The sequence below is a fragment of the Paenibacillus sp. Soil724D2 genome, assembly GCF_001427935.1.
Lineage (GTDB): Bacteria > Bacillota > Bacilli > Paenibacillales > NBRC-103111 > Paenibacillus_E.
Window position 1 is genome coordinate 60,297 of the sequence record NZ_LMRY01000018.1, and the last position, 21,583, is coordinate 81,879.

15 protein-coding genes are annotated in these 21,583 nt (G+C 41.7%); 12 read left to right on the top strand and 3 right to left on the bottom strand.

Going from position 1 to position 21,583, the window contains the following annotated elements; genetic code table 11:
- Positions 1–8: 8 nt before the first annotated feature.
- From ASG85_RS17310 to ASG85_RS17350, 9 genes are all read left to right on the top strand, one after another.
- Positions 9–1,613: a response regulator gene (locus ASG85_RS17310; protein WP_060647209.1), complete on the top strand. Its 1,605-nt coding sequence runs from the start codon at positions 9–11 to the stop codon at positions 1,611–1,613.
- Between the two features lie 22 nt (positions 1,614–1,635).
- On the top strand, positions 1,636–4,377 hold the full coding sequence (locus tag ASG85_RS17315) for a sensor histidine kinase (RefSeq protein ID WP_060647211.1): 2,742 nt from the start codon (positions 1,636–1,638) through the stop codon (positions 4,375–4,377).
- A 161-nt stretch (positions 4,378–4,538) separates the two neighbouring features.
- Positions 4,539–5,495 (top strand): ABC transporter permease, encoded by a 957-nt coding sequence (locus ASG85_RS17320; protein ID WP_057303362.1) that lies wholly within the window; start codon positions 4,539–4,541, stop codon positions 5,493–5,495.
- Between the two features lie 20 nt (positions 5,496–5,515).
- Entirely contained in the window at positions 5,516–6,382 is an 867-nt protein-coding gene (locus tag ASG85_RS17325) for a carbohydrate ABC transporter permease (RefSeq protein WP_057303363.1), read from the top strand.
- A 69-nt stretch (positions 6,383–6,451) separates the two neighbouring features.
- Entirely contained in the window at positions 6,452–8,107 is a 1,656-nt protein-coding gene (locus ASG85_RS17330) for an extracellular solute-binding protein (protein ID WP_057303364.1), read from the top strand.
- Between the two features lie 81 nt (positions 8,108–8,188).
- Complete coding sequence (locus ASG85_RS17335; RefSeq protein WP_060647213.1) at positions 8,189–9,268, top strand: SGNH/GDSL hydrolase family protein; 1,080 nt, start codon at positions 8,189–8,191, stop codon at positions 9,266–9,268.
- Entirely contained in the window at positions 9,261–12,023 is a 2,763-nt protein-coding gene (locus ASG85_RS17340) for an exo-alpha-sialidase (RefSeq protein ID WP_060647215.1), read from the top strand. Before ASG85_RS17335 ends, ASG85_RS17340 begins: the two co-directional genes overlap by 8 nt.
- 38 nt (positions 12,024–12,061) lie before the next feature.
- Positions 12,062–13,078 (top strand): sialidase family protein, encoded by a 1,017-nt coding sequence (locus ASG85_RS17345; protein ID WP_057303367.1) that lies wholly within the window; start codon positions 12,062–12,064, stop codon positions 13,076–13,078.
- 299 nt (positions 13,079–13,377) lie between these two features.
- Positions 13,378–13,569, top strand: a complete 192-nt coding sequence (locus tag ASG85_RS17350) for a hypothetical protein (protein WP_057303368.1) — start codon at positions 13,378–13,380, stop codon at positions 13,567–13,569.
- A gap of 71 nt (positions 13,570–13,640) precedes the next feature.
- Here the strand turns inward: ASG85_RS17350 and hisC are convergent, their stop codons facing one another.
- Positions 13,641–14,768 carry a histidinol-phosphate transaminase gene (gene hisC, locus ASG85_RS17355; RefSeq protein ID WP_060647217.1) on the bottom strand — a complete coding sequence of 376 codons (1,128 nt, stop codon included), beginning with the start codon at positions 14,766–14,768 and terminating at the stop codon, positions 13,641–13,643.
- A 169-nt stretch (positions 14,769–14,937) separates the two neighbouring features.
- Between hisC and ASG85_RS17360 the strand changes: the two genes are divergently transcribed.
- Entirely contained in the window at positions 14,938–17,631 is a 2,694-nt protein-coding gene (locus ASG85_RS17360) for a response regulator (RefSeq protein WP_060647219.1), read from the top strand.
- A gap of 77 nt (positions 17,632–17,708) precedes the next feature.
- Here the strand turns inward: ASG85_RS17360 and ASG85_RS17365 are convergent, their stop codons facing one another.
- Both ASG85_RS17365 and ASG85_RS17370 read right to left on the bottom strand, forming a co-directional pair.
- On the bottom strand, positions 17,709–19,859 hold the full coding sequence (locus ASG85_RS17365; protein WP_060647221.1) for a 5'-nucleotidase C-terminal domain-containing protein: 2,151 nt from the start codon (positions 19,857–19,859) through the stop codon (positions 17,709–17,711).
- A 141-nt stretch (positions 19,860–20,000) separates the two neighbouring features.
- Positions 20,001–20,279, bottom strand: a complete 279-nt coding sequence (locus ASG85_RS17370; RefSeq protein WP_057303372.1) for a hypothetical protein — start codon at positions 20,277–20,279, stop codon at positions 20,001–20,003.
- 157 nt (positions 20,280–20,436) lie between these two features.
- On the opposite strand from ASG85_RS17370, the gene ASG85_RS17375 reads away from it, so the two are divergent.
- Both ASG85_RS17375 and ASG85_RS17380 read left to right on the top strand, forming a co-directional pair.
- Positions 20,437–20,658 (top strand): hypothetical protein, encoded by a 222-nt coding sequence (locus ASG85_RS17375; protein WP_057303373.1) that lies wholly within the window; start codon positions 20,437–20,439, stop codon positions 20,656–20,658.
- A gap of 69 nt (positions 20,659–20,727) precedes the next feature.
- Positions 20,728–21,117, top strand: a complete 390-nt coding sequence (locus ASG85_RS17380; RefSeq protein WP_057303374.1) for a VOC family protein — start codon at positions 20,728–20,730, stop codon at positions 21,115–21,117.
- The last annotated feature ends 466 nt before the right edge of the window (positions 21,118–21,583 follow it).

Below are 21,583 nucleotides of genomic sequence, written 5' to 3' on the forward strand. Positions count from 1 at the left end.
GAATGGGATTGTACAAGCTGCTTATTGTTGAAGATGAGGAGATCTTTAGGAGAGTGCTGCCAACAATTATTGATTGGAATTCCATTGGTTTTGAAGTAGCAGGGGTATGCGAAAATGGATACAAGGCTCTGGAGTTCTTAGACAAAACAGAAGTAGATGCTATTCTGACGGATATACGTATGCCCGTATTTAATGGTCTTGAATTGGCTATGGAAGTAAAAAGCAGGTTTCCAAAAACGAAGGTTACTCTATTCAGTGCCTTCAATGAATTTGACTATGCAAGGAAAGGCATCGAGTGTGGGGTGTACGGATATATTTTAAAATCTGATGGGGAAGATGAAATTGTTAATCATTTTACAAAGCTAAAAGGAGTTCTACAAAAAGAGAATCAAATCCGTATGGATAGTGATGATATTTGGAGGCAGCGGGAAACCCTCTTTAAAGAAATGATGGAAAATCATTCGGATATGGATGAGAAAGCGGTTGCGAGGGTTCAGAGAGTTGGTATTTTTGTTAAGAATAAAGAGTACCGCATGACTTTGTTTCGAATAGATGAATATAAGCATATGACCTTTTATTTCGGGGCGGACAGAGCACGTAGTATCCAGGAATTTATCCGCGGGTATTTATATGAAAATATCGAAATTCAAAATAAAGGCTCGGTTATTTCGTTAAATGAGATGATCTGTGTTTTATGGACGCTTCCTGAAAAAGATTTTGTGCAAACTGTAACTGAAGTATATGAGAATTTGAAGGAAGAGCTAGTCATGTATAAAAAAAATGAAGAAGAATGCCTTGAGATTTCTTGTGTTATTGGAAGTATGGCAGCTAATTTACAAGAACTTTGTTATTCGTATATATGTATTAGAGATGCAATCCTGCACAAACCCTATATTGGCAACTGCATGATCCATTATAGTGAACTAGATACTAACAGCAAGCGGATATTTTCTTTCATGGAAGAAGAAAGGTTGATGAAAGAAATCATGATGCTTGTTACTGGCAAAGAGCATGTGAAATTAATGGAGTATCTGGATGCACTCAAAAATCAATTTATAGATTCCAAATTTACGGATATGGATATGATTTTAGGTTTTGCTGTTAAGCTAGTTTTAACTATAGTGGGCGAATTGGGAGAAATGGGGAAAAAAACAGATGCGTTTTTAGAAAAATCTAACTATATGATAAAGGAACTAGGATATTGTGAGACGATTGTAATGATTTTCAAGAAGTTGGAAGCGTTTACTATAGAGGTCTTTGATTTACTTAATGATGAGAACAATATGAAAAACAGAAGGATTGTTGATGAAGCCCTGGCGTATTTAAGGAAAAATTATTCGGGTCAACTAAGCCTTGAGGAATTAGCGAGGTATGTAAATGTTCATCCAGTGCATCTTTCCAGACTTTTCAGTAAGGATACAGGAAAAACATTTAAACATATCCTCACTGAAGTGCGAATTGAAGAAGCAAAAAGGCTTCTAAAGGATATAAACTATAGAGTCTATGAAATATCTAGTATGGTTGGTTATGAGAAACCCCGTTATTTTAGTGAACTTTTCAGAAACGTCACAGGACTTACGCCATTGGAATACAGAGAAAAATACAAAGGGTGACCTGAATTTATGAGGAGTTTGCATGATTAAATTTAACTTTAAAAAGTCTCTGGAAAAGAAAATTATTTTATTTGGCATTGTTTTTTCAGTGATATCTATAACATTAACTACCTTAACCTGTTATTTGGTCACGAATAAACTTATTTTGTTTCAGTTTGAACGTGTAAATGATATAGCTACAGGTGCAGCGGTAGAGAAGGCCAATACTTATTTGGGCGAAATCGCCAATATGGTTAGTTTATCTATGAAAAATGAGTATTTTGATAGGATTATCAGTTCAGATGAATCTGACCCTTATGTACTCATAAAAGCACAAAAGGACTATGAGGATTTTCTGAAAAATCTGATTCTAAGTAATGATAAAGTGGATTCCGTACTTGTTGTTGATAATAATAGAAATATTTTCATCGGGGCTAGTAATTCTGTAGGAAAATCCTATGACAAATACGGAACTGCAGAATTTTATAACCAATTAAAGAAACCTTATCTGCAAAACGCTGAAAGTCAGTTTTTCCTTGATCGATACAGAGAAGGGTTATATGAAAGGTTAGCTATTATAAGTCCTATAACTGAGCCTTATACCAATGAAATAAAGGCATATATGGTTGTGGTGTTGAGTTCAAAATTTATTGAGGAGATGCAGTTTGCAGGGAATGGCATTTTTATTACGGATCATGCAGGGAACACTGCTGAAGTTTCCTACGATCAACATACAGGTGAATTGGCTGAACAAAAATTCTCATTTAAAAATTCGCTAAACTATGAAGGGTGGACGATAACCAATACGTTCACTTTTGACAAGCTTCAAAAATCCATTAATCAGAACCTTAATACCAACATTCGGATCGGAATATTATGCCTGATTTTATCCATCATTGTGCTAGCTATTACAGGCAAAAAAATTGTTAAGCCTATTAAAAATATGGAAGTACAGATAAGTTCACTCAATCACAGCTACATTGAAAATAAGCCAATAGCATTGTCTAAGAGGAGAATTAGCTTCAAATTGGCTTTGCTAATTTTATATTCCACAATAGTCACTGTTCCAGCTGTATTCATAACAGGCAGCTCTTATATATTTGCCAAGCACACGGTAGAAAGCAAAGTAGGGTCTGTCTTTGAATATAGTGCTCAAATTCTCTATCAACAGATGGCGTTTGTTTACAATAATTATCGGAGGATGACCATTGAGACTTCCTCTTTCAATGAGAAGGTTCAAAAGCTTCTGGATGTTAGCAAAACTTCCAATAACGTGGATAAAGAGATTCGGGATGAGATGAATAATATCATTCTTTCCAGAAATTTATTTGATAAAGGAATATCGAATATAACCATTTATGACGCTGATCAGCGTCTGGTATATTCCTCTACCTATGGAAGGCCATTCATGATGCGTCCGGATGCCAAATCTGATTTAGATTATGTCAAAGATCATTTTAGCACTTTATTATGGCGAAGCTATACGGATTCACCTTTTAATAAGAAAGGTATACGTATAGGCATGCAAATAAGAGGTGTTGCAGATGGTATTGAGGCTGGAAAACTATTAGGGTTTATTTTAGTTGATTTCAATGGGGAAGATATAGAGAAAATGCTAAATGTGTTTTCTAATATCAGCTATTTGGATTTATACCTTGTGGACCAAACAGGCAAAGATATATTCAGTGATATCGGCCGAAGTCAAAAGAAAAGCTTGTTAGAGGTTTTACCGTACAATAAACCTTCCTTAGAACAGAATGAAAGGGTGATTTTCCGGGAAGGGGGAAATAATTATCTGATGATTTCTAAGTACTTTGCTGAAAATGGGTGGAGTTTAGTATTCCTTTTAAAGGACTTTAATGAGAATGAATACATCCTTTTTTATAGCATAGTGGTTCTCTTAGGACTTATCATACTAAGCTTTGGGTTTTCCTATGGATTCTCGTCTATGCTTTCATTGAACATATCAGCATTGGTTAAAACAGTAAGAAACGTGAAGAGAGGAAACCTGAAGACCCGTTTTAAGAGCACCACGGAGGATGAAATCTATGAATTAGGTAATAGCTTCAATGAGATGCTTGAGCGTATCAATCTACTCATTGAAGAAAAATATATATCCGAGGTTAAGATAAAAGATGCTGAACTTAAGGCCAAGGAATATGAATTGAATCTTCTACAGTCACAAATCAACCCTCATTTTCTTTACAACACCTTAAAAACAGCTCAATATATGGCTTTTGCTAAGGATCCTCGAACAGAGAAGATGATCAAACTGCTTATCGCATTGTTTAAAACCAGCATCACCCGGGGAGAAAAAGTGGTAAAGGTTAGTGAGGAAATCGCTCATGTGAAAACCTACGCAGATATACAGCAAATGAGGTTTGGGGACAAAATCAAGGTAATCTTCGATGTAAGTGACGATATGTTAGAAACTCCGGTTTTGAAGCTGACCCTGCAGCCGATCGTGGAAAATGCCATTTATCATGGCCTGGAGGTAACGGATCATGGAGGCACCATCGTCATAGAGGTTCGAAAGATGGAGGAGAAGTTGAGTATAACAATCAGCGACAATGGTGTAGGAATGACAGAGGATAAATTGAATGAAATCAAGGCGAGGCTTGAGGGGAAAACAAAAGGAGAAAGTATTGGAATCATCAATGTTCATGAACGAATCAAATTATATTTTGGAGATGATTATGGTATTGAAGTAGATAGTACTGCTGGAAAAGGTACCAAGGTCATCATCCATTTTCCTCTGTTAGAGCAGCAGGGTTACTTTTTTTGAGTAGCCCGGCTGCTTTTTTTAAAACAAAGCTTGAATCAGGTTAAGAAAACGTAACAAATGTTAAGTTAGAGTCATACTCATTGCTTTTGAAAACGCTTTATAATTAACACTAGTAGTACTACTGATGGATATCCAATACGAAAATTATAAGGAGAAGAAACATGGATGCTGAAGTAATAAAAACCTCCGAACTGTTTATTAAGAATAATTCAAAGCCAGGTTTTAATAAAAAACTGAAACATATTTTAAAATATAAATATATGTATCTCATGCTTATCCCTGTGCTCATATGGTATGCGATCTTCTGTTACGTCCCGATGTATGGAATCACCATGGCTTTTCAGGACTATACGATGAGCAAAGGATTTTTTCACAGCCCGTTTGTCGGATTGAAACATTTTAAAGAATTATTTGGTGAGGAAGATTTCTGGCGGGCATTTTGGAATACCGTTATCATTGCGATTTACCGACTTGTCACACAATTTCCAGTTCCGATCATTATCGCATTGCTTCTAAACGAAGTAAGGCATCTCAAAGTCCGCAAAACGATTCAAACGATTATCTATTTACCGCATTTTATTTCGTGGGTTATCGTTGCATCCATATTTATCACATTTTTTAGTCCGGAGTCAGGGTTTCTCGCAGCAATGTCTAATGGCCATGCTGCTGATCTGCTGACAAAACCGGAAATGTTTAGGCCGGTGCTGATTTTAACGGATCTCTGGAAAGAGTCGGGATTTGCCACTGTCATCTATATTGCGGCCATGGCAAGCATCAATTCAGAACATTATGAAGCAGCTGTCATAGATGGAGCCGGAAGATGGGCACTTGTTAGGCATGTTACAATACCTGGCATTCGTAACGTAATATTTATCATGTTTATCTTAATTATCGGCAGGGTTTTGACGTGGGGATTTGACCAAGTATATAACTTCTACAATCCAATGGTCTATTCAACAGGCGACATTCTAGATACCTACATTTACAGAACCTCTATGGGAGGTAACAAATTCAGTTACGCAGCAGCGGCCGGGTTGCTAAAGTCTGTTATATGCGCAGTTTTACTAATAGTTTCAAACAGGATTGTAAAGGCATTTGGTCAAGAGAGTGTCTACTAACATAGGGAGGAGGTTAAATAGTGTTTATACAAAAAAGGTTTTCATTGGCTGATACGATCATATATTTAATCCTCGGATTATCAGCTATTCTCATAGTGCTGCCTTTGTGGAGACTCTTGGTAATATCTTTTTCCACACAAGAAGTATATATGACAGACCCCTATCACCTGATTCCAAAGAGTTTCAGTATTACAGAGTATAAGAGAGCTCTAAGCAGCATTGGAGGAATCGTAAAAGCCTTATTAAGATCCGTGGAAATAACGGCACTTGGAACATCAATAAGCATGATCCTCACCAGTTTTGGCGCTTATGCACTATCCAAAAGGGATCTTCCAGGCAGGGCAATCATATTTCGCTTAATTGTATTTACCATGTTTTTTGGCGGCGGATTGGTTCCATTTTATGTACTGGTCAAAAATCTGCATCTCATAGATACGATATGGGCGTTGGTTTTACCTACTGCTATCTCTTCTTATAATCTGATTATTATGAAAAATTATTTTGCCAGTCTTCCGCCAAGTCTAGAAGAAGCTGCGAAAATTGATGGTTATAATGATATCCAAATCCTGTTTAAAATTATTATTCCTATATCTAAGCCTGTTTTTGCTGCTGTCAGCTTATTTTACGGAGTAGCATTATGGAATGACTACTTCTTAGCGATATTATTCATAAATTCAAATGATATGTTTCCGCTTCAGGTGTTATTGCGACAGATGATTATTCAGGACTTGGTTACTGCGGAGGTAGGGGTCACGACCACGGGATCGAATATTGAGCAGTTTAAAATGGCTTGCATTTTCATTGGAATGATTCCGGTGCTTATCATTTATCCAATCATACAGAAATACTTTACCAAAGGAATCATGATGGGTGCAGTAAAGGAATAATGGAAATCCTCCACGTGGTGGATTATATATGGCATTAACAATCAATAAGTTAAAAGGGAGAGGTAAAAGATGAAAAAACGTAGTTTGATCATTCCTTTGTCTATGTCAGTGCTGCTGGCAGGTACAGTATTAAGCGGATGTTCACAAAATGGACAGCCAAATGCAACAGAAAGCCCGAAAAATTCGAGTGGACCAGCTGCAACCACCGCGCAAAAACAGAGTGAACCAGTTCCAATCCGCTGGGTGCGTGCAGCAAATGAGCAGGACCCCACAAAGGATCGTATCCTTCTGGAATTGCAGAAAAGATTGAATATTAAGCTTGAAATTGTAAGTATTCCCAATGATCAATTTGCAAACAAACTTAACCTCATGATGGCTTCTGGCGAACAATTTGACCTGGCTACGGTCGACCCCGGTAAGACATTAATCGAATGGGCCAAGAATGACTTGATTTTGCCTTATGATAATTATTTGAAAAGCGGCAAGTATCCGAACATTAATGCAATCGTGAATTCCGAAGTTTACAAAGGCTTCAAAATAGATGGAAAATCTTATTTCAAGCCGCTGGGACTTGCTCCCATGCAGTGGGGTTTTATTATCCGTCAAGATTGGTTGGATAATTTAGGCTTAAAAATGCCGACTACAATCGATGAATTTTATAACGTCGCAAAAGCCTTCAAGGAAAAAGATCCTGATAAGAATGGCAAAGCTGACACCTATGGCGTTTATACGAGGGCAGGCGGGTATGCGGATCCTTCCATTACTATGCTTAGCCAGTATATAGAAAGAGCATATGCCATAGCAGGCAGGACAGACAATTGGGTAAAACTTCCAGATGGAAACGTTACACGATTTGAAGCTTCTCAAGCTGGAAAAGATTCGGCTGCTTTCTTTAGAAAGTTAGTAAAAGAAGATCTTATTAACAAGGATTGGCTTAGCTTAAAACCGGATGGTGCCCAAGGCCCTGAGTCGGATGATTTTGGGGCAGGAAAATACGGTATAGCCGCTACCACTAAGCCTGACACATTTGTAGATAAGCTTAAGCAACTTAATCCTAATGCTAAGGTTGCCTATCTTCCACCGCTTAATGGTGTGAATGGCGTACCTGCTAACTTAGGTCATTCTGGCGGTTACTGGAGAGGGAACGTTATACCGAAGACTGCTAAAAACCCTGAGAAGGTTTTAGAACTAATCGAATATACCCTGACTAAGGAAGGCAGAGAACTAACCGAGTTCGGAATTAAGGGAATTCACTTCACAGATGTTAAAGAAGAAAACGGCCGCATCGTTTATACACAAAATAAAGCTGAAGCTGATAAAGATTGGGACACTAAAAAGAATGGTTATCTGTATCCACTGGCATGGGGTGCGATGAATTATTTTGAATATGCTTACATCCCAATCAAGGAAAAGAATTATAACTATGACGAGGCATTTAAGAACATACAGCCAATGATTACTTCAGAAATGGCAACAGGCGCATTCCCAGATTATTTTGCTACCAACGCTAAGTATACAATGGCTCCACCGTTAATGAATGTTTTTGATGAGAAAGTTCTTGGAGACCAAGGAAAACTAAGATCAGCGTTCGGAGAAGGTTGGTTGAAGGCAGTCATGGGCGACGACTTTGAAGGTGCTTGGGCTGAACTTCAGAAAAAGTGGCTGGCAGCAGGCGGTCAAGATGTTATCACCGCTGGACAGGAATACTATAAGAAAAACAAGTAACTTAAATTTTAGCAGAAGAAGCCAGATGCAGGTCTGGCTTCTTCTAATTGAGCTTCCTATATGTTGAAGGAGATATTATAAATGATTTTTAAAAATGCAGAGTTATTTAATATAGAAGAAGTTCATGAACTAAAAGAAGAGGGTGTTTATGCATTATCCCGTATTCCGGAAAGAGTTAGGGCCGAGCTTAACGACAAAGCTAAGAGGGCTGCTTATTTCGGTTGTGGTACAGAAATAAGATTCAATATTGAAGATGAATTTGTAAAACTTGTATTAAAGAGGGCACCGAAGGAAGGGGCAGTACTTGATACAGGAATTGTAGAAATATATTTTGGAAGTTTCCAAGCTTCTTGGGAATATAGCCCCAGAATATTAACAACTGAAGCAATTACGGAGATTATTATCAAAAAGCCTAAACATATAAAAATTTTAGAAAGGCTTACCGAGGAACGTGGACTTCCCTTTGATCCAAACCTAGTAAGAGTGATTTTGCCTTATGATTGGAAAAACTACCTCATAGATATTGAAGGGAATTGTGCGCCTCCAAGGGCTGAGCAGGTTCCAAATCAAAGATATTTGGCTTATGGTTCTTCTATTACTCACGGAAGTTCAACTGTTGGACCTAATGCATCTTATGCCATGAGAACTGCAGAACTTTTAGAAGCTGATTTAATCAATTTAGGATTTGCCGGAGGCGCTTATATGGAAGCAGCAATGGCAGATTATATTGCAGCAAGAAGTGATTGGGATTTTGCAACTTTAGAGATGGGGATAAATGTAATTGAACAATGGAGTGTCGAGCAGTTTGCAGATATAATTGACTATTTTATTTCCAAAATAGCTTTAGCAAATAAGGACAAATGGATATTCTGCATGGATGTATTTACCTGTTATCTTGATTATGAAAATAGCGATAAAATCATAAAGTTTAGAGAAATTATTAAAGAAAAAGTTGCAAAACACAAGCTGCCGAAACTTGTTCATCTATCTGGTACCGACTTGCTTAAATCTGTAACAGGACTGACAATCGACCTGACACATCCCTCAGCCTTAGGTATGGAGGAAATAGCTAGGAAGCTGAGCTATGAAATAAGTAGATACAGCAGGAATTTAAACCACTCATTAAAATCAGGATCGAAGGGAGCTTATGAGAATGATTAAAAAAATAATCTTGTTCTTATTTATATCCGTATTTGCTCTTGTCCAAATTCCGGCATCTTTGGCTGGGGGAAGCCAAGTAGCAAAAGCTTCCACTGAAGATGGACCTTATTTTCAAAACATGGATTTGTACGTAGCGGGGACAGAAGGATACAATACGTTTCGCATTCCCTCTCTCTTAACTGCCAAAAGTGGGACGCTGCTGGCGTTTGCTGAAGGACGCAAAAACAGCGCTGCCGACAATGGCAATATCGACCTGGTGCTGAAACGGAGCTTCGATCAGGGGCGAACATGGCAACCGCTTCAGATCGTTTGCGATGCGGGGGTCGATACGTGTGGCAACCCGACGCCTGTGCAGGATGAATCTACAGGTCGAATATGGCTGTTCGTGACCCAAAATTACAGTGCGGATACATACGCTACAATTGTGGGTGGAACGAGCCGTGGCGTGCGCACAATATGGAGCACCTACAGCGACGACGATGGAGCGACATGGACACAGCCGGTCAATCGCTTCAGCGAAGTGCAGGCTCCGAACACCCGATGGGACGGAACTGGTCCGGGGATCGGTATCCAGCTTCGGCAAGGTGCGGCCAAGGGAAGGCTCGTGATCCCGGCCATTGATCGAAACATTCAAAGTGACGATCATGGCGTGACTTGGTACGAGAGTGGAAAGCTGCCGCCCGGCTTGGGCGAACCGACTGTCGTGGAATTGACGGACGGAACCCTGATGCGCAACGACCGACTGTCTAGCAACCAGGAGATAAGAAGGCGGGGAATATCGACCAGCCCCGATCAAGGTGCTACTTGGTCACCGATTTCTTACGATAATACACTGATCGATCCGATTTGTGAGGCGAGCATCATCAGGTATATGCCTTCTGACAACGGGACGGGTAACCGCATGCTGCTGTTCTCCAACCCGGCCGACACAGTGAGCCGGGACAAGATGACTGTTCGAATCAGCAATGACGATGGCCAAACGTGGCTGACGTCCAAGACGGTTTACCAAGGGCCTTCCGCTTATTCTTCATTGGCGATTTTACCTGATGGTAAAGTCTCCCTGCTCTTCGAGGGAGGCGAGTATACGCCTTATGATAAGATCATGTTTGCGGTATTCAATCTCGAGTGGTTTCAAGCCGCTGAACCGGATTTGGACAATATACTGTTTTCCGACGGCAGCTTGACTCCCATGTTCCGAGGGGATATCTCGGACTACCTTCTTGCCTTATATAGCGGAACCGAACAATTGACGATTACACCTGTTACGTCGAACAAAACCATCGCAATAACGGTGAACGGTGAGCCGGCGGCGGCAGGAATACCGAAAACGATCCTTTTGGGCGACTTACAGGCCATTTCGATCGAGGCAAAGCTTGGTCAAAGAGTTCGGCAGTATAATCTTCACCTTGATAGAACGAGTGCGAAGCCGGAGCTGCTCATGCATTGGGATTTCGATCAATCAGATGCAACCGGCATCTCGGATTTGACCGGCAAGGGACATACCGGAGTAATGAGCAGCGGCGCTGAGCTTCGTCCGGGCTTGGCCGGAAATGCGTTGTACTTGAACGGTACTCGGGCGAATGTGGAAATCACGAATGAGGAAGATTTGCATCCCGGTACGGACAACTTCACGTTCTCGGTATGGGTCAACCCCGAGGCGTTGTTTCAGCCCATGCACGTTATATATTGGTATGGCAAGGCAGGCAAAGGACTTCCACAATGGTGGTTTGCCGTGCATAATACCGGAGCGGTCCGCATGAACATGGCCGGTCTGCCATCCGGGAAGGAAGTAGGCCTTGCTACACAAGCGGGACTCGTCAAGACAGGGGTTTGGACGTATCTTACAGCTGTTCGGGACGGTTCAGTAAACAAAATTTACGTCAATGGCGAATTGGCCGCCACTTCTGCCAAGTTTGACATTCCATCGATGAATGTAACGAACCCCAGTGCGCCACCATTGGTTGGTTATGATAAAGGGGCGGTTGCCAACCGTGACTGGAAAGGGTACATGGATGAGTTGCAAATTTACAAGTATGCCATGAATGAAGCGGATGTCCGGAAGCATTACTTACGTATCGACAAGTCAAAACCTGTGACTCAGGCTGCTGTAGAACCAAGCGTACCGAACGGCGCGAACGGTTGGTATACCTCTGATGTGACGGTGACGCTTTCCGTTTATGATGATTTTTCCGGAGTTGCTCGAACAGAATACCGGTTGAACAGCGGGGAGTGGAAAGCTTATGAAGGAGCGTTTGCCGTCTCCACAGAAGGAATGAATATGCTGGAGTACCGAAGCGTGGATCGGGCGGGCAATTTAGAAGATTCCAAGAGCATGGCTCTCCGTATTGACAAGACGGCTCCAAGTCTAATCATTGTGCCGGATAAAACTGAGTTATGGCCGCCTAACGGTAAGTTGGTTCCGATTAAGGTGGACATCCAAGCGGTAGACAATACATCTGGAATAGCTAATATCAAGCTTGTTTCTATCACCAGTAACGAAACTGATGGCAAGAAAGGTAAGGTGGATCAAGAAGCCGATATCCAAGGTGCGGAATATGGAACCGACGATCGGACTTTTTTACTGCGAGCCGAACGTAATGGTGACGGTTCAGGACGTATCTATACGATTGGATATACGGTTACGGACCTAGCTGGCCATGTCATGAGCAAGATAGCCGCTGTATCGGTGAAACATGACCAATCCCAACATAACCAGAATTCTCAGAATGATAATGATGGGGCTGATTCGAATTGACTTGGGCGTTTATGCAATAGAGAGAGGATGGAGAAACTGTGATAAAAAAATTTGCAGTAAGTCGCGATGACGAATGGTATGAAGCATGGCCAGATGTGGCTCTGACGGTTGGCGGAAAGCTTGTTTGCGTATTCTCGCAATGCACCCACCATGGGAATCGGTCAGCTACTCGCCTGATGATCACGGAGAGTACTGATCGAGGAAGAACTTGGGGGAACAAGAGGCCATTCACTGAACTGACAAACGGCCGACCGTATTGGAATTGTGCCCGTATATCCCGGCTCCGTGATGGACGGCTCATCATTGTTGCGGACCAAATAACGAAGGAACGGGAAGGCGGTGGCCGTAATTACTTATGGATCGGTGACGCCGAAGGAACGAATTGGACGGGACCGATCGAGACTCCACTGGAGGGGATCGTTCCCGACAAGCTTTGTGAGCTCCCGTCAGGCCGATGGCTGCTGTCGGCCCACTCAGCCAGTGGGCAGTGGCTCCGATATTCCGATAATCAAGGGAAGGAATGGTCGGAACCGGTGCTAGTTGCAGCACAGGAAGGCCTGAAGCTGTGTGAAGTAAGTATCCTTCCACTAGAAGACGGCACACTTATGGCCTTTTTGCGAGAAAACTCCGGTGAAGGCTGGGATTGTTATAAAGCCATATCCTACGATCAGGGCGAGAGCTGGAGCGGGCTTTATCGGATGCCGTTACCGGGCTGCCATCGGCCTGTATCCGGTCTGCTGCAGAGCGGGCGCGTCCTAATCACATACCGGTTCATGCAGGGCGGGAAGGGGTGGCTCGGCACATGGACGCAAAACTTCTTTGCTGCTTTGACGGATCAGGAATCTGCCAAGGCGCAGGAACGGCGCGATCAGTGGACACGGATATTGCCAGTCGATTTCGACCGCAGTCCGGTGGCCGATCTCGGTTACTCCGGATGGGTACAGTTTGAGGACGGGGAAATCTATGTTGTCCAGTACATTGTGGATGACGCGCCTAAAGGGCAAATTCGGGGATACAGCCTCCGAGAGGATGACTTTTTAATCGCAGCGGAATAAATGGAAAGGCCAAACACCCAAAGAATGAGTGTGGATGAGGCGGTATCGGTACCCATTATCCATACTCGATTCTTTGTTGGATTTTATACAAAATAACCGGATTCTATGGTATGAATTGTAATCGCTTACATTAGATTACAGGATGAAGATAAGGGCAACAAAAACTTTATTCTTGATAAGATTACCTCCGATGTTTCGATAATCAAGGGAAAGATTGGTGCGGAGCCGGTGCTAGTTGCGGCGGATCCTAGTCTCAAACTTTGTAAAGTCAGTATTCTTCCATTAAATGAGGAACTCTTGTGGCATTTATGCGAGAAAAAATCTATGTCGTGCAGTACATTGTTGATGACGCCCCAGAGGGGCAAATCCGGGGATACAGCCTGCAAGAGGACGATTTTTTACTTGATCAAAATCAACATAGATTCGTTGTTTCTCTTACTAAGTTGGGAACGAGTATGGAAGAGCTACGAACCATTTCGCCATGGGCGTAGCCTTCATCATCACTCGTTTTTTCATTATTTAATTCATAGAGTACAACAGCTAAACCTCCTGTGATGCTAACCTATCTGCCCCCCCCCCCCCCCCCCTTAAGTACCTCACGGAGCGTTTCAATCAATGCGAAGTGATCTTCAGACGTCCCAACTGAAATCCGCACATGATTAGGGAGGTTCCAAGCTCCGCCATAACGAATAATAATTCCTTTATTCATCAGCTTTTCATAGATGCTTTTAGCGTCCGGGCCAAGCTCAACCAAAAGGAAATTACTCATGCTGCGTGTGAAATTCAATCCCATTTCCTGCAAACTTTCATATAACTCCTCTCTCCCGCGAGCGTTCATCTCACGTGTCGCATTAAGATGCTGATCATCCTTAATCGCCGCAGTAGCGCCAACTTGTGCTAATGCATTCACATTGAATGGTTCTTTGACCTGGCGGATACTATGCAAAATACTTGGGGACGCGATACCATACCCAACACGTATACCAGCTAATCCGTATATTTTGGAAAAGGTTTGTGTAACGACGATGGGGTAGCCCAAACGTACAAGCTCCAACCCATCACTATAATCATCCGCTGTTACAAAGTGACTATAAGCCCCGTCGAAAATTACAAGAACATAGGAAGGGAGCTCATCCATAAGCCTATGTAAATCCTGGTTCTTCATATAAGTGCCTGTTGGATTATTAGGTGAGCAAATATAAAGCAGTTTGGTTTGTTCCGTTACAGCAGCGAGTATATCGTCAACATCATAACGGTAATCTTCGCGAAGCGGTACTTGTACGACACGAGCACCCATTAAATTAGCCCCGAATTCATATTCGCTAAAAGTTGGAGATGGAACAATAATCTCATCCCCTGGTTCCAGGAAAGTTTCCGAAATAAGCGTAATAAGTTCATCGGCCCCATTGGTTATAAGGATTTCATCAGAAGAAAACTGTAATCTCTCCGCTATTGCCCCCCTAAGATCAACCGTGTCGGCGTCTGGGTAGCGGTGGATATCGGTCAGATAAGATTGAATGGCTGTTAGTGCCAATGGTGAAGGACCTAAAGGATTTTCGTTAGAAGCAAGCTTGGTGACCTTTTCGATACCTAATTCTCGTTGAACTTCCCAAATGGGTTTCCCGGGAGAGTAAGGCTTCATGCGTGAAAGGACACTGCGAGGGCGAATGTGTTTAATTGTCCGACTCATAATAATCACTCCTAATTCATTTTAGTAAGTCTATTTTAATGCGTTACTATAATAATACATTAACTCGTTAATGCAGTAAAGTATAAATAATCCCCGTATCCCATTTTTTGGAGAACATAGTATAATAAACGAATAAGAAAAAATTTATACTAGGGGAAGGGACTGCAGCATGATGGGGAAAAATAGATTTGGTATCCGTTCCAAGATTATGATTGGGTATATGTTCATCATTGTCTGTTTAACCATTTCATTTGTATTAGTCAATTACCAAGTTACCTCCATGCAGGAAGATAGAAATTATATCATCGAGCATGATTTTGCCGTCCATAATGAAACGAATCGTATCGAAAAATATGTGATGGATATGGAAAGCGGGCAGCGGGGCTATTTACTTACGGGTGTGCTCAGCTATTTAGAACCTTACAACATAGGAGAGTCGAAATGGCGGGAATCCTACAGTCGTCTCAGTCAGCTAAGTCGGGATAACGTCATACAGGAGCAAAATCTTTCTTCCATTAAGGCGTCAATCGAACGATGGCTGCAGCAGAGTGGAGGAAAGTCCCTATCTTCAATGAGAAATAACATTAATAACGAAACGTATTTTGATTATAATTTTTTACTTGGGAAGCAAGTTATTGACGATATACGCTCACAACTGGATCGTTTTCGAAGCGTTGAAATGGGACTTACCAAGGAAAGATCGGCGCATTTAGATGCACAGAATCAGATGCTTACTAATTCTTTATTCGTCATGTTAACGCTTGTTGTTATATTTTCAATATCGGCTGCACTATTAATTTCCCGATCTATCGTAGGCACGATTAAGCAAGTAACAAGAAGTATTATGAATTTAAGTTCATCGAAAAGAGATCGTTCTAAACGTATACAAGTTACCATGAATGATGAGGTGAAAGATCTTGCGGAAGCAACGAATCTTCTGCTTGAGAATCAAGAAGAGATGGAATGGCAGCAGCGAAAATTAACGGAAGTCGTTCATATGCTGCAAGGTATTTCAGACCTGGAAACACTCGGGAAATCCTTTATTAGTAAAGCGGCTGAGCTGTTTGATGCTTCTTTCGGTCTTTTTTATCTTCGTTCTTCCTATGAAGGCAAGGATTCTATGATTAAGTTGGCTTCTTATGCCGTCATGGGGGGAAGTGATGACATTGGGGTCCATCGCTTCCAATTGGGTGAAGGGCTAGTCGGTCAATGTGCGGTAGAGAAGCGAATGTTTCACTTAACCAAAGTACCAGCTAGTTACATTACCCTATCGTCTGGACTCGGAGCGGCGCAGGCGCAAAGTGTTCTGATCGTACCCATTATACATAACAATGAAGTTATTGCTGTCATGGAGCTGGCCTCCTTTGATAAATTTACTCCGCTGCAGCTTGAGCTGCTTGAAGATATTCTCGAAGTACTAGGTACAATTGTACATAGTGTGCAAACGCGTGTTGAAGTTGAGAGGCTTCTAAAAGAATATCAGATCATGACGGAAGAACTTCAAACGCAGCAAGAAGAACTGCACATGACGAATGAACAGTTGGAGGAACAGAATCGTTATGCGGAAGAAAGGTCACGAGAATTAGAGAATATTAAAGCATCATTTGAAGAACATGCGATTCAGCTGCAGCAAAGTTCTCGATATAAATCGGAATTTTTGGCGAATATGTCACACGAACTCCGTACCCCATTAAACAGTGTGCTTATCCTTTCTCAAATGCTGCAAGAAAATAAGCAGGGTTCATTGACCAAAGAAGAGCAGGAGTACGCCCGTGTTATTCATTCTTCAGGGAATGATCTTCTGCATCTGATTAACGATATTCTTGATTTATCCAAAGTCGAAGCTGGCAAATTAGATATTCATGTCGGTGAAATGAATGTATCTGAGCTTCCAGATATATTGCGAAGTCAATTTGCAAAGGTAGCCGAACAGCAAAATCTCACTTTCAGCATCGTGCGCGATTCACAGGTTCCAGACATTTTTTATACGGATGAACAACGATTAAGCCAAATTATTAAAAATTTACTCTCTAATGCCTTTAAATTTACACATAAGGGCTCCGTTCAGGTGAATTTGAGTATGTGTAGCGAAGAGCAGATTAAAGAGTTTCTGCCATTGGCTAAACATAGACAAGTTTTGGTCATATCCGTAAAAGATACTGGGATTGGGATATCTCCTGAGAAGCAGCAATTGATCTTTGAGCCATTTCGCCAGGCGGATGGAACAACGAATCGTAAATATGGAGGGACAGGCCTTGGGTTATCGATAAGCCGTGAATTAGCCCGACTTCTCGGTGGGAGGGTTATCATGCAAAGTGAAGAAGGAGTAGGCAGTACCTTCACGCTTTATGTTCCATCATTGGAGCAGGTCTATAACGAAACTGAAGCCATGCAGAAGGAAGCAGCAGCTGCGTCTTCCCCGATGATAAGTGACTTTCTGCTTAGGGATGCCTATAAGAAAGCCGCTGACCCAGCAGAGAAGAACAATTTCAGCGGAAGAAAAGTACTTGTCGTCGACGATGACGTTCGGAATGTGTTCGCTCTAAGCAATGCATTTGAGAAAGAAGGAATACTGGTTAGCGTTGCCCATAATGGACAAGAATGTTTGGAGATTATGAAGAAAGATCAAGATATCGACCTCATCCTTATGGATATCATGATGCCTGTTATGGATGGTTACGAAGCCATGCGAATGATTAGGAAAGATACTCGATTTGAGAAAGTGCCGATTATTGCCTTGACAGCCAAAGCTATGAAACAGGACAGGGACATTTGCTTGCAAGCAGGAGCATCCGATTATATTAGCAAACCGCTTAATTTAAGCCAATTGCTATCCCTGATGCGTGTATGGCTCACCAAATAGAAAGACCTTTGACCCTATCCATTTTTGGATGTGGTCAAAGGTCTTTTTATTTTATGAGGTTAATAATTAATGATAGCTTACTTCTTCAAATCCAAACGCACATCGCGACCATCGTCCTGCACAGATAGTTCTTTACCAGCGGCTTTCAGGGAATTAGCGTAACTCACCCAAGCGTCCAGCATGATGGAGCCATCTTTCCAATCCTTCACTTCACCGAATACCGTAAAGCCATCGCCGCTGCCAGTAGCCATGAAATCATTGGTTGTTACTTTGAACGTACGGTCTGTATTAAATTTGCCATCGACATAGATAGGAGTACCATCTACCAGAGTGATTTTGGAATATTTCTCACCGAGTGGCTTCGTGCTGTCCCACTCTACTTTCAATCCCGAGAATTGAATAGCTGGAAGATTGGTATACTTGTCCGTAACTTCGAGTGCTTTTTTGATTTGTGCAGCAGTCATTGTACCCGTAACGTTGTAATTGCCGAAAGGGAACACTTCAAACATTTTGCTGTATGTCAGCTCACCTTTATCTACATCAGCGCGAATACCGCCGATATTAGTGAAGGCGATGTCTGATTTCTCAGAAGCGCGCATGGCATCAGTAATACTATTCCCTAATTGGGAAGCGCCATCCCGATCAACTCCGCCATTGACAGCAAAGCGGAAAGATTTACGAGTTAGCGGCTCTGCAGCAACGACTTCAACCTCTCCGGATTTCGCTGAAATTTTGGCTTTATAATCTTCAACCGTTTGGTGAATCTTCGCGTCAGCTGTTGTCAGGTTCGTATATGTTTCAAGCAAGCTTGCATTTGAGGATACGACCTGTTTTGTGGTTTTGTCTACAAACAGTTGAATGTGCCCAACCGCATAAAGCCAGCTTTGAGCCTCAACAACAGGAATGCCATTCACGGTACCGGCAACACGCATATGGGAGTGACCACCGACAATCGCATCAAGGGTACCATTCCCGGTGCCTTTTGCAAGATCAGCAAGCTCGCTAATGATTTCAGCAGATTTTTGGTTTTGCTCACCAGGTAGGTGGGAGGTAACCATAATGATGTCGACACCTTTAGCACGAAGCTCTGCGGATAATTCTTTAGCCATAGGAACCGGATTTACAAAGGAGAGGCCTTCAATGTTTGTTGATTTCGTTGTTGTTGTCGTTTGTAGCGTTGCGAAGCCGATGATACCGATTTTCAGGCCATCTTTTTCAACAATCACATAGGGCTGTGTCCAGTCAACGCGTTTACCTGTTTTATCATCGATAATATTAGCCCCGAGAATAGGGAATTTTGCTTTCTTAATGTTGTCGATCAGAACGTCACGACCAAAGTCGAACTCATGGTTTCCGATAGCCGCGGCATCATATTGTACTTGCGCCATTGTATCCATTACGGATTGACCATTTGTCGTATTGGAAATCAATGTACCTTGCCATGCGTCACCGCCGTCAACAACGACTGTTCCTTTTGGATTTACAGCACGGAAATCGGTCACGATACCGCCGAGTGTTTCGATACCGCCTTGACCTTGATTGCGCTTTTTATCGAAGCCGACTTCGATTTTACCGTGAATATCGTTTGTTGTTAAAATATCAACCACTTTAAATAAAATGGGCTTAAGTGCCTTAGCTACTTCATCACGTGTTACTTCTGCAGTAGGGTTGAAGTTACCGTCAAGGGTAGGTGTGAAAATTCCGCTGATGACGGCATAAGCGACATAAGGACGGGATTCTTTAGCGATGGAGGAGGAATCTTTGAAGTAGTTCAACACATTCTCGTTTACTTTTGGCAGTTGGCTGCCAGTTACGACTTTAACGATCAACTCAGCAAGCTCTTGACGAGTAACTGCAGCATTTGGGTGAAAAGTACCGTCAGCAAAGCCGCTAATTAGTTTAGCTGCAACAGCATTCGCAACCGCTTGTTTTTGCCAATTTGCAAGGTCCGTGAACGTGACAGAACCAAGATCTGCACTTTTCAATTTGGCAGCACGGTTAATCATTGTTACCACTTCAGCGCGCGTAGCGGCATTTGCACCACGGTAGTCTGTATCCCCGTAGCCTTCAATAGCGCCGTTATCAATCGCAAGACGCATATCTGATTTCATTGAAACGGAAGAAGAGGGTGCTGCTGTTTCGGCAAATGCTAGACTGCTAGCGAAAGAGCTAGTAAGAACAGTAACAAGAGCGAGCGCTGTAAGGCGGGTGGTCAATGTTTTTTTCATGTGTTAACAATTCCTCCTTCAAATTAATAGAACTTCGGTTAATAAGCCCATCTATTAGTATAAGGGGAAATGGTAGATTTTGAGAAGTAAAGAAATTATTATTAGATGAAACAACAAAAAAAGCCCTTAACCTTCCAAAGGTTACGTGGCTTGTCGCTCTGTATAAACTTCAAAATGATAGATTGTATTGCGTGTCAGTACCCGGAAATCCATTCCGTCTCGATCTATGGCTTGAACTCTAGTTGTTTTGAAAGGTATGTACCTATTAACGCCTGATAGGATCATTGGGCACCCAACCTCAGTAGGATTCATTTCACGGAATGTTTGCCCTTGAATTTCATCAAAATCGAATCGTTCCGATCGATGCTTGGGTGTAATCCCATCCACTTCATAGATTTGAAGAAGCTTTAGTAATCTCATATTTGCACCCTCCTACCTCATCTTCTTAACTCTAGTATACACTGACTTAATATCTAAGGCGAAATCTATGAACCTAACATAAACCTAATAAAGTTCTGACACTTTCCTAGATTCCAATATATACAATTGATTCATTGATATCGGGGGTGTTGATGGGATGATGCACGCAAAAATCCTTGTTGGGGAAAAAGAAGTTCTTATGTTTTTTGAATCCATGTATCAGGATCATTTACAGATAGCGGCTCAAACCATAATGAAGCATTTATCCAATGCTCAGGTGAGAAAAGTATTTGATGATATTGGTTTGGTGAATATTACGAATAAGGAAGTAACGCTCTTCTCGCTGGATGGCGAGATGGAAACGCTTAGTATCTATTAAAAACGGTCTAGTCCAATCATGCTCTTTTCGTTACAATAGAAGGAGATGAATGGAGGAGGTTATGTACAGATGGCAGTTTTGAAAATGGAGCATGTCGGTGTAATGGTAGCGAACTTGGAAGCATCGATTCGTTTCTATGAAGATATGATTGGACTTAAGCACAAAGGAACATTGTTACATACGAATGGTGTGATTAAACTCGGTTTTCTTGGTTTTGAAGCATTAAATGAAACTGAAGTTGAATTAATAGAGGGTTATAACGCAGGTTTACCGCAAGAGGGCAAAGTTCACCATTTGGCCTTTACTGTGGATGATATTGAAGCTGAATTTACAAGAATCAAAGGATTGGGAGTTGATCAGTTGGATGCTGAAATTACGACCCTTCCGAATGGCTCCAGATACTTCTTCTTTAATGGTTTAGACGGAGAGCGTATCGAATTCTTTCAATCTACACGCTGATTCGTTAATAATCTGCTAGATAATGCAACCCTTTTACTAGAGTTGTAGTCTCCCCTCTGAATCTTCCTTCAATAGATAGAATGGAATACTAATGAACTTCAAAGGATGCAGAGGGCTGCATCCTTTTTTATTTAGACTTTTCTGTAGGAACAATTCAAAACAATTGCAATTGTGGAACATTTCTAAAGGGGTTGTAATTGGTTTCTCTGCGTGTTACATTATTCCTCGTTGCTTTGAAGCGGCAAATCACCATGAGTCATTAAATGGAACTTGCACTCAAACAACAATCTATGTTATTATAGCTTTCCTACAGAGAACGACAGAGATTGACAAGAAAAAAAGTGCTTGCAATTGATGGACGAGCTGTGGTATATTACTTCTCGCTGCTTCGGTAACACGGCAGTGAGCGAAAGAAATTGATCTTTGAAAACTGAACAACGAGTGAGTAAGCACGAACGAGAAATCG

What these genes read in the sequence shown, in the direction of transcription:
- ASG85_RS17365 (WP_060647221.1), bottom strand. Translation starts at nt 19,859, where the DNA reads ATGAAAAAAACATTGACCACCCGCCTTACAGCGCTCGCTCTTGTTACT.
- ASG85_RS17375 (WP_057303373.1), top strand. Translation starts at nt 20,437, where the DNA reads ATGATGCACGCAAAAATCCTTGTTGGGGAAAAAGAAGTTCTTATGTTT.
- ASG85_RS17380 (WP_057303374.1), top strand. Translation starts at nt 20,728, where the DNA reads ATGGCAGTTTTGAAAATGGAGCATGTCGGTGTAATGGTAGCGAACTTG.
- ASG85_RS17315 (WP_060647211.1), top strand. Translation starts at nt 1,636, where the DNA reads ATGATTAAATTTAACTTTAAAAAGTCTCTGGAAAAGAAAATTATTTTA.
- ASG85_RS17370 (WP_057303372.1), bottom strand. Translation starts at nt 20,279, where the DNA reads ATGAGATTACTAAAGCTTCTTCAAATCTATGAAGTGGATGGGATTACA.
- ASG85_RS17340 (WP_060647215.1), top strand. Translation starts at nt 9,261, where the DNA reads ATGATTAAAAAAATAATCTTGTTCTTATTTATATCCGTATTTGCTCTT.
- ASG85_RS17320 (WP_057303362.1), top strand. Translation starts at nt 4,539, where the DNA reads ATGGATGCTGAAGTAATAAAAACCTCCGAACTGTTTATTAAGAATAAT.
- ASG85_RS17335 (WP_060647213.1), top strand. Translation starts at nt 8,189, where the DNA reads ATGATTTTTAAAAATGCAGAGTTATTTAATATAGAAGAAGTTCATGAA.
- ASG85_RS17330 (WP_057303364.1), top strand. Translation starts at nt 6,452, where the DNA reads ATGAAAAAACGTAGTTTGATCATTCCTTTGTCTATGTCAGTGCTGCTG.
- ASG85_RS17360 (WP_060647219.1), top strand. Translation starts at nt 14,938, where the DNA reads ATGATGGGGAAAAATAGATTTGGTATCCGTTCCAAGATTATGATTGGG.
- hisC (WP_060647217.1), bottom strand. Translation starts at nt 14,768, where the DNA reads ATGAGTCGGACAATTAAACACATTCGCCCTCGCAGTGTCCTTTCACGC.